12 protein-coding genes are annotated in these 14,312 nt (G+C 74.6%); 5 read left to right on the top strand and 7 right to left on the bottom strand.

Annotated elements, in window-relative coordinates:
- Positions 1 to 21 precede the first annotated feature (21 nt).
- Positions 22 to 390 (top strand): orotate phosphoribosyltransferase, encoded by a 369-nt coding sequence (locus ACU436_RS01435; RefSeq protein WP_459020781.1) that lies wholly within the window; start codon positions 22 to 24, stop codon positions 388 to 390.
- Here ACU436_RS01435 and ACU436_RS01430 read toward each other — a convergent pair.
- Together ACU436_RS01430 and pabB are read right to left on the bottom strand one after the other, a co-directional pair.
- Positions 367 to 735 carry a hypothetical protein gene (locus tag ACU436_RS01430; RefSeq protein ID WP_459020780.1) on the bottom strand — a complete coding sequence of 123 codons (369 nt, stop codon included), beginning with the start codon at positions 733 to 735 and terminating at the stop codon, positions 367 to 369. The two genes, ACU436_RS01435 and ACU436_RS01430, sit on opposite strands and share 24 nt — an antisense overlap.
- Complete coding sequence (pabB, locus tag ACU436_RS01425; RefSeq protein ID WP_459020779.1) at positions 669 to 2,507, bottom strand: aminodeoxychorismate synthase component I; 1,839 nt, start codon at positions 2,505 to 2,507, stop codon at positions 669 to 671. Before pabB ends, ACU436_RS01430 begins: the two co-directional genes overlap by 67 nt.
- A gap of 213 nt (positions 2,508 to 2,720) precedes the next feature.
- Between pabB and ACU436_RS01420 the strand changes: the two genes are divergently transcribed.
- Positions 2,721 to 4,049 carry a Rieske 2Fe-2S domain-containing protein gene (locus tag ACU436_RS01420; RefSeq protein WP_459020778.1) on the top strand — a complete coding sequence of 443 codons (1,329 nt, stop codon included), beginning with the start codon at positions 2,721 to 2,723 and terminating at the stop codon, positions 4,047 to 4,049.
- A 1-nt stretch (position 4,050) separates the two neighbouring features.
- Positions 4,051 to 5,517, top strand: coding sequence for a glutamine synthetase family protein (locus ACU436_RS01415; protein WP_459020777.1), 1,467 nt, complete (start codon positions 4,051 to 4,053; stop codon positions 5,515 to 5,517).
- Positions 5,518 to 5,519: 2 nt separating this feature from the next.
- On the opposite strand, the gene ACU436_RS01410 is transcribed toward ACU436_RS01415, so the two are convergent.
- On the bottom strand, positions 5,520 to 6,218 hold the full coding sequence (locus tag ACU436_RS01410; RefSeq protein WP_459020776.1) for a GntR family transcriptional regulator: 699 nt from the start codon (positions 6,216 to 6,218) through the stop codon (positions 5,520 to 5,522).
- A 65-nt stretch (positions 6,219 to 6,283) separates the two neighbouring features.
- The gene (locus ACU436_RS01405; protein WP_459020775.1) at positions 6,284 to 7,444 is read right to left on the bottom strand and encodes a cysteine--tRNA ligase; all 1,161 of its coding nucleotides are present in this window, start codon (positions 7,442 to 7,444) and stop codon (positions 6,284 to 6,286) included.
- Positions 7,445 to 7,539: 95 nt separating this feature from the next.
- On the opposite strand from ACU436_RS01405, the gene ACU436_RS01400 reads away from it, so the two are divergent.
- A complete protein-coding gene (locus ACU436_RS01400; protein ID WP_459020774.1) occupies positions 7,540 to 8,298 on the top strand; it encodes a class I SAM-dependent DNA methyltransferase in 759 nt (252 codons plus the stop codon).
- Positions 8,299 to 8,364: 66 nt separating this feature from the next.
- Complete coding sequence (locus ACU436_RS01395; protein WP_459020773.1) at positions 8,365 to 9,798, top strand: M14 family zinc carboxypeptidase; 1,434 nt, start codon at positions 8,365 to 8,367, stop codon at positions 9,796 to 9,798.
- A 178-nt stretch (positions 9,799 to 9,976) separates the two neighbouring features.
- Here the strand turns inward: ACU436_RS01395 and ACU436_RS01390 are convergent, their stop codons facing one another.
- The 3 genes from ACU436_RS01390 to ACU436_RS01380 form a co-directional block, all read right to left on the bottom strand.
- Complete coding sequence (locus ACU436_RS01390; protein ID WP_459020772.1) at positions 9,977 to 12,487, bottom strand: PEP/pyruvate-binding domain-containing protein; 2,511 nt, start codon at positions 12,485 to 12,487, stop codon at positions 9,977 to 9,979.
- Entirely contained in the window at positions 12,484 to 13,203 is a 720-nt protein-coding gene (locus tag ACU436_RS01385; protein WP_459020771.1) for a TetR/AcrR family transcriptional regulator, read from the bottom strand. The genes ACU436_RS01390 and ACU436_RS01385 overlap by 4 nt, the downstream gene beginning before the upstream one ends.
- Before the next feature lie 62 nt (positions 13,204 to 13,265).
- On the bottom strand, positions 13,266 to 14,300 hold the full coding sequence (locus ACU436_RS01380; RefSeq protein ID WP_459020770.1) for a LacI family DNA-binding transcriptional regulator: 1,035 nt from the start codon (positions 14,298 to 14,300) through the stop codon (positions 13,266 to 13,268).
- Positions 14,301 to 14,312 lie beyond the last annotated feature (12 nt).

The raw sequence follows: 14,312 nt of genomic DNA, 5'->3' as shown, positions 1-14,312 counted from the left end.
GGAGGGTCCGAGTGCGGAACGGTGCTCGCGGGCTTGGAGCTGGGCGGGGTGCCGGTCGCGACGGCGCTGTCGCAGGAGTCGGGGCTGCCGGTCGTGTTCGTGCGGAAGGCCGCGAAGCCCTACGGCACGAGACGGCTGGTCGAGGGCGCCGATGTCGCGGGCCGCCGCGTGCTCGTCGTCGAGGATGTCATCAGCTCGGGCGGGCAGGTCGTCTCGTCGGCCGCCGACCTGCGTGAGTGCGGTGCCGTGGTCGACGACGCGCTCTGCGTCGTCGACCGGGGTGAGGGCGGGGCGGAGTGCCTCGCGACGCACGGGCTGAGGATGCGCGCCCTGTTCACGGCCGAAGAGCTGAAGGCGGGGCGATCCTCAGCGGGCGGACGCCGTTCGTGACCTCAGCAGGTCGCGCACGCCCACGACGAGGTAGGCGACCAGCAGCACGAACATGACCGCGCTGACCCAGACCGCCGCCGGCCGCTGCGCCGTGCCGGCGATCGCCTCGCCGATGCGGAGCGCGTTCATCGACGATCCCAGCGCGCCGAGGAGCGCGATGGCCAGGGCGACGGCGAGTGCGATGCGCCGCCGCGTCGCGGAGCGGGCGAGGGTGGCGCAGGCGAGCAGCGGGATTCCGACGAACGCGGGGATGAGCGCCGTGACGCTCACCGCGGACGTCAGCGCGTATGCGCCGACGCCGAGGACGACGAGTGCGATGCCGAGTGCGGTGGTGAACCGGACCATCTGGACATTCTACGGGATGTCGAACCAATCAGCACCGCGGCCCGCCGGCCACGCAGCGAGTTGACGAGCGCGAGCTCCTCGGCGTCGACCAGGTCGTCCGGCCGGAGGGTGCGCTCGCGGAGCGCGCCGGTGGCGACGAGCCGGGCGCGCTCGACACCGGGCAGGCAGCCGCTCCCCAGCGGGGGCGTCCACCACCCCCCGTCGAGCCGGACGGCGAGGTTGGCCGTGCACGACTCGGTGACCTCGCCGCGCTCGTTCACCAGCAGCACGTCGTCGGCGGCCGGGTGCCGGGCCAGCCGCGACGAGTACGGCTCGCGCAGGCTGGTCTTGTGGTGCGGCCAGCACGCGGTGGAGTCGACCGGTTCCGGGTCGATCACCAGGCGGACCGGGCCCGTCGCGGCTGTGGGGAGCTCCTCGGCGTCGACGCCCACGGTGCCGTCGCGACAGCAGCGCAGCCGGACCCGGGCGTCCCGGACGCCGGCGAGGCGCGCGTCGAGGGCGGCCAGCACCGCGGCCGGGTCGAAGCGGAACCCGAAGTACGAGGCCGACGCCGCCACCCGGGCGAGGTGGGCGTCGAGCGAGCGCAGCCGCCCGGTCTCCTGCCTCATGGTCTCGATGAGGTGGAACTCCCGCGGGTGGGTGTCGAGCACGCGGGCCTTGGTGAGCAGCTCGGCGTACTCGGCGGCCGGGCGGGAGCTCCAGGTGATCCCCCCGCCGGTGCCGTAGGTCGCGATGCCGCGCTCGCGGTCGATCAGCACGGTGCGGATCGCCACGGAGAAGCGGGCCCGGTACGGCGCCGCCCCCGGCGGGGCGACGACGCCGACGGAGCCGCAGTACACCCCGCGCGGCCCGTCCTCGAGGTCGCGGATCAGCTCCATCGTCCGGGCCTTCGGGGCGCCGGTGACCGACCCGCAGGGGAACAGGGCGCGGAAGATCCCGGTCAGGCCGACGTCCGGACGCAGGCGGGCGGTGACGTCCGAGGTCAGCTGATGCACGGTCGCGAAGCGTTCGGCGCGCAGCAGGCGTGGCACCGTGACGCTGCCCGTGGTGGCGACGCGCGCGAGGTCGTTGCGAACGAGGTCGACGATCATGATGTTCTCGGCCTGCTCCTTGGCGCTGGAACGCAGCCGGGTGACGGCCCGCTCGTCCTCGGCCACGGTGCGGCCGCGGGCGGCGGTGCCCTTCATCGGGCGCATGAGGATCCGGTCGCCGGACAGCTGGAAGAACAGTTCCGGGCTCGCGCCGGCGACGACGAACCGGCCGGTGTCGAGGTAGGCGTTGTAGGCCCCCCGCTGGGCCAGCGCCAGGTCCCGGTAGAGCTCCTCCGGGTCGCCGTCCAGCCCGCGGGTCAGCCGGGTGGTGAGGTTGCACTGGTAGGTCTCCCCGGCGGCGATCCGGGAGCGGACGTCCCGCACGGCCGCGCGGTGGTGGCGCTCGTCCCACTCCGGGGTCCAGGAGCCGGCCGGCCACCCGCCGGGGCCGGGCCGCAGCGCGGCGGCCCGCTCCGGCTCCACGGCGAGTGCGAACCACGCCAGCGGCAGCCCGGCCACAGGATCCCGCGCCGGCAGGGCCGGATCCAGCCCGGGAGCGGCCTCGTAGGCGACGAAACCGAACGCCCACATCCCCGCTGCGGTGCGCCGCTCCACCTCGTCGAGCACGCCCGCCACCTCGGCCGGCTCCCACGCCGCCAGCACCTGCCCGGCCTCGGCGAACCGCAGGGCGGAGCCGACCGTCAGGTCGTCGAACCTCGCCGTGGGGCGGGATGCGCGCATCGTCCGATCCTGCACCGACGCGCGGGCGTCCGGATCGGCGGACCGCGCATCCGGGCTCGGCTATTCGTCGCGCCCGACGGCGGCGGACGGCAGCGCGTCGAGCACCGGGGAGACCCGTCTCCCGATGCCGACCACGACGGGCCCCTGGCGCGTGGACCCGCTCGGCCATATTCTGGATCCGCTTTAGGCTCTCTAGGATGCGCGAGGTCGTTCATGTTGAAGCAGGCGGACAACGAACGCGTCACGCGCACCGGGCCGGGCACCCCGCAGGGTCGGCTGATGCGCGCCTACTGGCAGCCGGCGGCGCTCGTGTCCGAGATGCCGGCGGACCGCCCGGTGAAGGCGGTGCGGCTGCTCGGCGAGGACCTGGTGCTGTTCCGGCGCGAGGGCGGATGGGGGCTGGTGGGCCGGTTCTGCGCGCACCGCGGCGTGGACCTGTCCTTCGGGCGGCTGGAGGGCGGCGGCCTGCGCTGCCTGTACCACGGATGGCTCTACGGCGCCGACGGTCGCTGCCTGGAACAGCCCGCCGAGCCCGAGCACTCCACGTTCGCGTCCCGGGTGCGGATCCCGAGCTACCCGTGCGAGGAGCGCAACGGGATCGTGTTCGCCTACCTCGGTGAGGGCGAGCCGCCGCCGTTCCCCGGCTACGACTGCTTCACCGCGCCCGACGCGTACACGTTCGCGTTCAAGGGGCTGTGGGAGTGCAACTGGCTGCAGGGCGTCGAGGGCGGGATCGACCCGAGCCACGTCTCCTTCCTGCACCGGTTCGTGGGGGAGGACCCGCGCGAGGTGTACGGGCAGCAGTTCAGCGAGGTCGTCGAGGGCACCGACAAGAAGCTCTCGGAGCTGGTCGCCGAGAACTACCGGCCGGACATCGAGGTGGAGGAGGTGGCGCACGGCCTGCGGGTCTACGCGGTCCGGGCGCTCACCGAGCGGCTCAAGCACGTCCGCGTGACGAACCTGGTGTTCCCGAACGCGTTCGTCGTGCCGTTCGGCAACGACCGGGTCTTCTGCCAGTGGCACGTGCCGATCGACGACGAGAGCCACTACTGGTACATGATCTTCTACGACTTCGCCGACGAGACCGACAGGGAGACGCTGCTCGCCCAGCGCCTGTCCGAGGTCTCGCTGCCGGACTACCGGCCGCTGCGGGGGCGCGCCAACGACTGGGGATTCGACGCCGCCGAGCAGCGCGACCTGACCTTCACGGGCATGGGGCTGGACATCAACGTCCACGACCAGTGGGCCGTCGAGAGCATGGGCCCGATCCAGGACCGCTCGGTGGAGCGGCTCGGCGTCTCCGACCGCGCGATCACGGCGTACCGGCGCCAACTCCTCCGCGCGGTCGACGCGTTCGAGGCGGGGCGCCCGACGCCCGGCCACCCGGTCGACGAGGAGGCGGCGGGGGCGCTCACCGGCCCCGCGGCCGTCGACACCCTCGCGCCCGCCGAGGGCTGGGAGGATGCGTGGCGGGACCGGGAGCGGGAACGGCGTGCGCGCTCCCCGTGGGCCCGGTCCGGGGAACGGGTGGCGGGTGCGTAGCGTGGACGAGCGGCCGGTGGCCGAGGCGGGTGGCGGGAGCGCCGTCCGTCCGATGCTCGCCGCCGACCGGGCGGGCTTCGTGGCCCGGCACGAGCTGTGGGGCGACGCCGAGCACGCCGCGGCCGCGCAGCTGCGCCGGGTGGTGGACGAGCTGGGCATCGAGCGGGTCCGGATCGGGTTCGCCGACCAGCACGGGGTGGTGCACGGCAAGACGATCACCCGGGAGGCGCTGCCGGACGCGCTCCGATCGGGCATCACGGTGCCGTCGTCGCTGCTGCTCAAGGACACCGCGGGCCGCACCGTCGCGCCCGTCTTCACGGCCGACCCGGGCCTCGGGGTCGCCGGGTTCGCCGGGATCGGGGATGCCGTCCTGGTGCCGGACCCGACGACCTTCCGCGTCCTCCCGTGGTCGCGCGACACCGGGTGGCTGCTCTGCGACGTGCACTTCCCGGACGGGCGGCCGGTGCCGTTCTGCACCCGCGGCCTGCTGCGCGACGAGCTCGGCCGGCTCGCCGCCAGGGGGTTCGAGCTGACCGTCGGTGTGGAGCTGGAGTTCCACGTCTTCGGTGAACCAGGACCCGACGGCGTCCCCGTCCCGCTCAGCGGGGGCGGGCAGCTCCTGCACGAGGAGGGCCTCGACCGCCACGACGAGCTCGTCCGCAGCCTGCACCGCGGGCTCACCGACCTCGACCTCCCGGTCCGCTCGCTCGAGCTGGAGTTCGGGCCGAGCCAGTTCGAGCTCACCCTGGCGGCCCGCGACGCCCGCCGGGCCGCCGACGACGTCGTGCTGGCCCGCGCCGCGATCCGGCAGCTGTGCCGGCGCGCGGGGCTGCAGGCCACGTTCATGTGCCGGCCGGCCGGCAGCACGTCCGCGAGCACCGGCTGGCACCTGCACCAGTCGTTGCGCGACAGCACCGGCCGCGCGGCGCTGGACCCGGCGGGCCCCGACGAGATCCTGTCCGCGACCGGCCGGCACTGGCTCGGTGGCCTCCTCGCCCACGCGGGCGCGGGCGCGGTCTTCTGCACGCCCACCGTGAACGGCTACAAGCGCTACCTGCCCCACTCCCTCGCACCGGATCGGGTGGGCTGGGGCGTCGACAACCGCGGCGCCATGATCCGCGTCTGCCCGGCCCGCGACGGCGGGGGAGCGCGGTTGGAGAACCGGGCGGGTGAGCCCGCCGCGAACCCGTACCTCTACATCGCGGCCCAGGTGGTCGCGGGGTGCGACGGCCTGTCGTCCGCCACCGATCCCGGAGAGGCCCTGGACGCGCCCTACTCCGCCCCGGCGCCCGCCCTGCCGCGTTCGCTCGGCGAGGCCCTGGACGCCCTCGCGGCCGACCCGGTGTTCGACCGGGCCTGGGGGAGCACGGTCGTCTCCTGGTACGGCGGGATCAAGCGGGCCGAGTTCGAGCGCTACCTCGCCCACGTCTCCGACTGGGAGCAGGGGGAGTACTTCGGCCTGCTGTGACGCTATCCCCGGAAGACCGTGTGCGAGCGGCGCTCGTACCAGCGGGCCAGCGCCTCGCCCGCGGCGATCACGTGGTCGCGCATCTCGCGGCGGGCGGCCTCGGCGTCGTTCGCCGCGAGCGCCTCGGCGATCCGCTCGTGCTGGGTGATGTTGTTGGCGCGCAGGCGCGGGTTGTCCTCCAGCACCAGCGCGGAGACGTTGCGCGGGAACGCGTCGTTGATGTCGCGGATCGTGCGGGCGAGCCGCTCGTTCCCGGAGATCTCGTGGATGAGCGCGTGGAACCGGTCGTTGGCGGCGGTGGTCGGGGAGACCCGTGCACCGTTCGCGGGCGGGTTCTCCTGGAGCACGTCGCCCGTGCGGCGGAGCTCGTCGAGCTGATCGGACGAGATCTCCCCGACCGCCCGCACGCACGCGAGGCCCTCCAGCTCGGCCCGCACCTCGTAGGCCTCGCGCACCTCCCACGGCGCCGGCACCCGCACCACCGCACCTCGCCGGGGCAGCACCTCGATCAGCCCGCTCGCCTGGAGCTGGCGCAGCGCCTCGCGGATCGGGGTGCGGCTGACGCCGAGCAGGGCGGCCAGGTCGGTCTGCCGCAGCTGGGCGCCGATCGGGAGCTCACCCGACATGATCCGCTCGCGGATGGCGGCGGCGGTGTCGTCGACGAGAGCGTTCTGCTCCCGGTGGGGCGGGTCGGATTCCACGGCAAGGCCCTTCGCGCGACGACGGCGAGGATACACTTCCGACTGGTTCGGATCCAACGATCCCGTCAGTGGAGTGCGAGCGCGCGGATGAGCTGACGGGCGGCGTCACCGCCCGCGTCGACGGCGATCCGGACGGCGGTGGACACGTCGAGATCGTCGAGGAGCGCGGCCCGCACCGCCGCCACGGCCGCGTCGGTGGCGCCCGGCGTGCCGCCGGCCACGTACAGCTCCTCCAGCAGCCGGGCCGCGTCCCGGAGCGCACCCGGCCGGTAGTCCCACGTACGGCTCCAGGGCCGGTCCAGCAGCATGAGGCGCACTGCGGCGCCCGGCGCATCGCGCAGGAGATCGCCCACCAGCACGAGGTTGCCGGTGGACTTGGCCATCTTGGCCCCGTCTCGGCACACGGTGCCCACGCGGACCTGCCGCCGGGCGAACGGCGCGCCGCCGACCGCGGCCTGGGCCATCGCGACCTGGTACGCGTGGTGCGGGAACGCGAGGTCGGCGCCGCCCGCGAGGACGTCCACGGCGCCGCCGAGCGTGGCGAGCGCCATGGCCGCGCACTCGGCGTGCCACCCCGGACGTCCCGGCCCCCACGGGCTGGGCCATGCCGGGTCGCCCGGGCCGGAGGGCTGCCAGACGGGCACGTCGAACGGGTCGTCCCGCAGCGGGTCGTCCGGGCGGTCGCCGTACTCCGCCGACAGCGCCCACGCGTCCTCCGCCGTCAGCCCGGCGGCGGCCGGCAGGTGGGACCCGTGGAAGAACACGTGCCCGTCGCGCTCGTACGCGGCGCCGGTGGCCAGCAGCGCCGATGCCAGCCGGACCACGTGCTCGACGTGGTGGCGGGCATGCGGCGCGTTCGTCGGGGGCCGGACGTGGAGGGCGGCCATGTCCTGGTCGAACCAGTACTCCTGGAGCAGGCCGAACTCCTCGTACGGGCGGTTCCGTTCGGCCGCCGCACGGGTCAGGACGTCGTCGACGTCGGTGACGTTGCGCGTGAGGACGGTGTCGACCCCCGTCATGCGGATGACCCGCTGCACGACGTCGGTCCACACGAAGGCCGACGCGTGCCCGAGGTGCGTCACGTCGTAGGGGGTGATGCCGCAGACGTAGATCCGGGCGGGGATCGTGAGGGGCAGCGGCGCGCCGGCCAGCCTCAGGATCTCGGGCGATCGGGTCCGGTCGCGCGTCTCCGGGACGTAGCCTGCGTGAACCGTCGGTCCGGCCATCGTCCCATCGTGGCACGGGGCGCGCGGAGCGACGACGGGCAGCCGCGAGCCGAAATCCGGTGGCCTCCGCCGGGCCGGCGCGCTCGAATGGCGCCGTGCCCTTCGACGCGATGTCCTTCGACCCGCGCACGAGCTTCGGCCCGGCGGTCGCAGCCACCTACGACGACACGCCCCGGGGCGACGAGGCCGCGGCGGTGGCCCGGCTCGCCGAGCTGGCGGGCGACGGCCCGGCGCTGGAGCTCGCGATCGGCACCGGCCGGATCGCGCTCCCGCTCGCCGCCACCGGCCTGCGCGTCGACGGTGTCGAGCTGTCGCAGGCGATGATCGACCGGTTGCGGGCGCGGCCGGGAGGGGACGCGCTCGCGGTGACCTGCGGCGACATGGCCGCGGTGCAGCTGCCGGACCGGTACCGGCTCGTGTACGTCGTGTTCAACTCGTTGATGAACCTGGTGACGCAGGACGAGCAGGTCGAGTGCGTCGCGGGCGCCGCGCGCCACCTCACCGACGACGGTGTGTTCGTCGTGGAGAACGTCGTCCCCGATCCCATGTACGGGCTGCGCCGGGACCGCGACGGTGTGGACCAGTACGTCGATGCCGAGCACATCGGGCCGGACGGTGTCACCGTCGAGGTGGGGCGGTTCGACCGCGTCACCCAGCGCGTCGACAAGTGCCACGTCGGGTTGAGCGGCGAGGGTGTCCGGCTCGACCCGCTCGCGCTGCGCTACATCTGGCCCAGCGAGCTCGACCTCATGGCGCGCCTCGCCGGGTTGCGCCTGCGGGCCCGCTGGGGCGGGTGGTCCGCTGAGCCGTTCGACGGGCGCAGCCTGCGGCACGTGTCGGTGTACGGCCGCTGATCGACCGTCCGTCACCACCTGGCTGCACCTCGCTACTGCCGGGGTTCTTCAGCACACTTCTGTGGCATGCAGCTCGCGGAGTACATGCGCCAGGTACCCGACCTCGTGAGGTTCCCGTCCGTGGACGCCCTCCACGCCGAGCCGGACGCCCTGGTCGCCGCCCATCCCGATCTGGTGAGCGTGCGGCGGATCGGGACGGCCCGGTCGGGGGAACCGCTGCGTGTGCTGACCGTCGGCGAGGGGCCCGCCGACGCCGTCGTCATCGGTGGGCCGCATCCGAACGAACCGGTCGGCGGTCTCACCGTGTGCGTCCTGGCCGCGCTCCTGTGCCGGGACGCCGCGCTGCGCGCGGAGCTGGGGTACCGCTGGCACCTCGTCCCGTGTGCCGACCCGGACGGCACCCGGCTCAACGAGGGCTGGTTCGGCAGGCCGGGTGACCGCCGCGCCTACGCGGAGCACTTCTACCGGCCCGACCCGGTCGAACAGGTCGAGTGGACGTTCCCGCTGGCCGGCGAGGAGTACCGCTTCGACCGGACGCTGCCCGAGACCGCGGCGCTGATGCGGCTGATGGACGAGGTGGAGCCGTCGCTGGTGTGCTCCCTGCACAACGGGGAGCACCAGGGGGTCTTCTTCTACCTCAACCGCGACGACGTGGAGCTGGCCGGCCAGCTCGCCGAGCTGGCCGGGCGTGAGGGCCTGCCGCTGCACCACGGCGAACCCGAGCTGCCGGGATCGCGGCTGATCGCGCCGGCCGTCTACGCCATGCACGACGGTGCGCAGGTCGGCGCGATGTTCGGGGCCGGCGCCGGCAGCGCCGACTACGCCGCCCGGTTCGGCGCGCTGCACCTCGTGCCGGAGGTGCCCCTGTGGGCCGACGCCCGGGTGGCCGACCGGAGCGAGACCGGCACCGGCCACCAGCAGCTGGTGGCGAGCGGTGCGGCGGACCGGCTGGAGGCGCTCGACACCCTGGACGCCGCGCTCGCGGCCGTCGCGGGCGACCTGACCGCGCGATCGCCGTTCGAGCGGTCGGTGCGCGCCACCCTGCGGACCTTCCGCACGGTCGTCGAGCGCCGTGAAGCCGCGTCCGGCCCGGACCGGCCCGCCACGGTCGCGGAGGAGTTCGACCACCGGCACGAGCTGCACCTGCTCCGGCTCCGCCTGCTCGGCACCTTCCTGCGCATGCTCGACGCCGAGATCGCCGTGGGCAACGCGACGCCGACCGTCCGCACGCAGCGGCACGTGCTCGCGGGGACGTTCGACCGGTGGGTGGGGGAGGCCGTGGCCGACACCCGCGGACCGGCGATCGAGATCCGCAGGCCGGTGGCGGTGCAGCTGGGCGCGGTCCTGCTCGCCGCCGCCCGGGCCGTCGACCCGGGTCAGAACGCGAGCAGGAACCCGCCGGGCAGGTCGATGGGCAGCAGCGAGGGCAGCCCGGCCACCAGCACCGCAGTGACCAGCACGCGCAGCCAGGAACCCGGGCTCATCACCCGGACGGCCTAGCGGCCCCGAAGCGGATCGTGATCGCCGTGTGGGTCTGCGGGCGGTCTCCGGCGCGGCCCTGATCTGCCGCCGTTGCCCCACTCCCGCCTGCGCTCCTGTCCCGACGGACACCTGGTGCTGATCACCAGCGCGGAGGAGCTGACTCTGATGATCGCCGAGTTCCTCCCGTCGGACCGGCTCAGGTGACCGGGGTGAGCACCTCCACCGTGCCGCGGCTCCCGTCGACCCGCACGCGGTCGCCGGTGCGCAGGGCGCTCGTGGCGTTGCCGGTCCCGACGACGGCCGGGATGCCCAGCTCGCGGGCCACGATCGCCGCGTGCGAGAGCGGGGCGCCGACGTCGGTGACGACCGCGGCGGCGCGCGGGAAGAGCGGCGTCCACCCGATGTTGGTCACGGTGGTCACGAGGATCTCGCCGGGCCGCAGCTGCGACCCTTCCTCGGCCGAGCGCAGCACCCGTACGACGCCCTCGACGACCCCTGCGGCGCCCGGGAACCCGGTCACGTCGCCACCGGCGGGCGGCGGTGCCGCCGTCGCGTCGTACACGTCGGAGCGGCGGTTCGGGTCGGCGGCCCACGCGAACGGGTCGAACGCACCGCGGATCAGCGACGGGTACGGCGGGAGCGCGGCGTAGCGCTCGTAGGCGGCGCGCCGCTCGGACGTGGCGGGAACCGGGGCGCCGCGCAGGACGGCGGCGACCTCGTCGACGTCCAGCATGAACACCTCGTCGCCGAGGCCGGTGAGCTCGGCGGCCCGCAGCAGGTGGGCCCGGGCCACCGCGAACGCCCGGATCACCTCGGTGCGCGCCTGCTCGCGCTTGCTCGCCGCGCGCGCCCAGCGCTGCAGCCGCTTCCGGGTGGCCTCGACCTGCCGCGGGTGCGTCGCGACGAGCCGTTCCCACGCGGCGTGGTGCGCCGCCTCCTGCTTCTCCAGGAGCTCCAGGGGGTCGGCGTCGGCCTCGCGCATCGCGCCGAGCTGCTGGTCGACCCAGCCGGGCTGCTCGGCGGGCCGGGGGAGGGACACCTCGAACTCGTGCGGCCCGCGGTGGCCGTAGCGCTCGGCGTAGGTGGTCTCGTCGATGTCCCCGCGTTCGAGGAGCGCCAGCCCCACCACCGGGCCGAGGCTGGCGAGCATCTCGCCGTCGACGGTGATCCCGGACGTGAGCGCCGCGGCGTCGGCGTCGCCGACGAGCTTCCGCAGGCGCTTCTGCGCGGTGAGCAGGGCGACCGGGTCGCTGCGCCCGGCGGCGCCCAGCATGTCCGACGCCGTGGCGACGAGGGGCGCCACCTCGTCGTCCCAGAGCCGGGCGTGCGCTCCCGGGTCGGTGGTCGCGGCGATCTGCGCGGTGAGCGCGGCGCAGCGCCGCGGGTTGTCCGCCACGAAGGCGGGCAGCCGCCGGAGGGTGCCGGGCACGCTCGCCACGAACCGCGCAGCAGTGGGTACGAGCTGGCGCAGCACCTGCATGCGCGACAGCGGCACCGGCGGGATCGCGACGCCGGCGGGCAGCCGACCGAACGTGTTCTCGGTGAGCGACCGGAAGCGCGACTCCGAGATGCCGACGAGCCGCGAGATGGCGGCCGACAGGCTCAGGTTCAGGTAGAACCGGCCGCCGATGTTCCCGTAGCCGCGGAAGTCGGGCAGCGTCATCGTCGGCATCGCCCGGGACATGAACAGCCGCACCAGCGACCAGGTCGCGGGCGTCATGACGTCCGGGATGGCCTCGCCGAGGTTGGTGTTGGTCCACAGGTAGTCGCCGCCGCGGCTGTCGTTCCACGGGTCGCGGATCCCCGTGATCGGCCGCGCCTGGACGATGGCGAACCGCCCGGCGGCCAGGGCCCACTCGATGTCCATGGGGCGGCCGTAGTGGGCCGCGATGCGCCGGCCCAGGCCGGTGAGCTCGGCGGCGCGGGCGTCGTCGAGGACGGGCGTGCGGCGCCGCTCGGCCGGCACCGGCCGCTCGACTGGACCGTCGGGGGTGCGCACGGTCATGACCGCCTTGTCACCGGTGCGCCGCTCCCGCACGGCGCCGGTGGCCGCGTCGAGCACCAGCTCGTCCGGGGTGACCTGCCCGCCGACGAGGGACTCCCCGAGCCCCCAGGTCGCGTTGACGACCATCCGGTCGGTCGCGCCGGTCACCGGGTCGGCGGTGAACAGCACCCCGGCCGCGTCGGCGTCGACCAGCTCCTGCACGACCACGGAGATCGCGACGTCGTCGGGGTTGATGCCCTCGCGCCTGCGGTACTCGATCGCCCGCGCCGTCCACAGCGACGCCCAGCAGCGGCGTACCGCATCGATGACGGCGTCGGCCCCCCGGACGTCGAGGAAGGTGTCCTGCTGCCCCGCGAAGGAGGCGCCCGGCAGGTCCTCGGCGGTCGCCGACGAGCGGACGGCCACCGCGGGTTCGCCGAGCGCGGCGTAGGCCTCCTTGATCGAGCCGGCGAGCTCGTCGGGCACCGCGTGTGCCGCGAACAGGGCGGCGATCGCGTCGCTCTCGGTGGTTCCGGCCGCGGCGACGATCCGGTTCTGCAGGCCGTGGTCGGCGACGAACCGCCGGTAGGCGGCCGTCGTCACGTGGAAGCCGGGTGGCACCGGCAGCCCGGCGCGTTGCAGCGTCGCGAGCGAGGCGCCCTTGCCGCCCACGGTGGCCAGGTCCGCCGCGTCCGCGTCGAGTGCCAGTACGTACGTGGTCATGGGGTCTCCTCCCCGCTCGGAGCGGCGTGCAGCCGCTCCTCGGCGATCGCCAGTGCGCGGGCGACGTGGTCGTGCACCGCCCGGTCCATCCCGGCCACCTCGTCCGGTGTGAGCGGTTCGGGGCGCCGCAGCGCGCGCCACGTCGCGTCGCCCACCAGGCCGGGCACCGCGTCGTCCGGCACGCGGAACTGCTCCGGCATGAGCGGGGCGGTCAGGAAGTAGCCGAGGAACATCGCGCTCAGCACGGTGACCTGCTCGGCGAGGGTGCGGTCGGTGCGCACGAGGCCGGTCGTGCGCAGCGTCGCGACGAGCTCGGTGATGCCGCCGCTCGGCGTGCCCTCCTCGGCGGCCGCCCGCGTGAGGCTGCCCAGGACCTCCATGTCGCGGGTCAGCACGGCGGTGACGAGCGGGCTGCGCTGGTAGGCGCGCACGCTCTCGGTGAGGAGCAGCTCCAGGTCGGCGGGGCGCCCCGCGTCCCGGAGCCGGTCGCGGACCTCGGTCAGGAGGCCGGCCTGCTCGCGGCGCAGCAGGGCGAGGAAGAGCCGGTCGCGGCTGCGCCAGTGCGCGTAGACGCTGCCCTTGGCGATGCCCGCCTCGCGGGCGATGTCGGTGATGGTCGTGCGGTCGTGGCCGTAGCGCAGCAGCAGCCGTGCGGCGGCGTCGAGGATGCGGCCGGCCCGCTCGGCGGGGTCGACCGGGACGCCCCGTGGTGACACCGGGCCCTCCTGAGGTTGATGACCAGATGAACGAATCTGGTCATCATGGTGCCACAGGTTCGTCAGGAGCTCTCGCGGGGGACGATCCGGAACCCGACGTCGCGGACGCGCTCGGTGACGGGCCGGCGCTGCATGCGGTCCAGGAGCAGCGTCCCGGCGAGGGCGCCGATCTCCTTCGTCGGCACGGCCACCGTCGTCAGGGACGGCACGAGGTGGGCGGCGATGTCGTAGTCGCCGAACCCGGTGATGGCGAGCCGGTCGGGCACCGGGATGCCGCGCCGGGTGCAGGCGAGCAGCGCGCCCGAGGCGAACACGTCGCTGGCGAAGACCACGGCGTCGGCGTCCGGGTGTCGGGTGAGGACCTGGTCGAGCAGCTCCACACCGGTGTCCATGCTGACGGGCCGGTCGTGCGGGGCGACGATGCGCGGCTCGGTGCCGAGCAGCTCCCGCACGGCGGCGACGAACCCGTCGCGGCGCTCGGCCGCGCGGAAGTCGCCGGGCTGCAGCGCACCCGCGAAGACGGGTCGCCTGCGGCCCCGCTCGACGAGGTGGCGCACGAGCTCGCCGGTGGCGTCGGCGTTGGAGAACCCGACCAGCACGTCCACCGGGTCGGTCGTCCACCCCCACGTCTCGACGACGGGCACGCCCGCGGCGGCGAGGAGGGTGCGGGTGCCCTCCGTGTGCTCGGTGCCGACCACCAGCAGCCCGTCCGGGCGCCTGCCGAGGAAGCTGCGGACGAGCGCCTCCTCCTGGTCGGGGTGGTAGTCGGTGCTCCCGACGAAGATCTGGTAGCCGTCCGGGCCGAGGACGCCCGCGAACGCGTGCACGGTCTCGGCGAAGACCGAGGCGTTGATCAGCGGGATGATCGCCGCCACGGCCCGGCTGCGGTTGGACGCCAGGTTGCTCGCCGCCAGGTTCGGCACGTAGCCGGTGGCCGCGACGGCCTTCTCGACGCGTTCGTAGGTCTCCTCGGCGACCGCTTCCGGGTCGCGCAGCGCCCGGGAGACGGTCTGGGGTGAGACGCCCGCGGCCAGCGCGACGTCGGAGAGGGTCACCGAGCGGGTCGCGGAGCGCCTGCGTCGACGGGTCGATTCCACGGTGGAACCGTA

Source organism: Pseudonocardia wallangbongensis, assembly GCF_054486945.1.
This window is presented reverse-complemented; position numbering and strand designations above follow the sequence as displayed.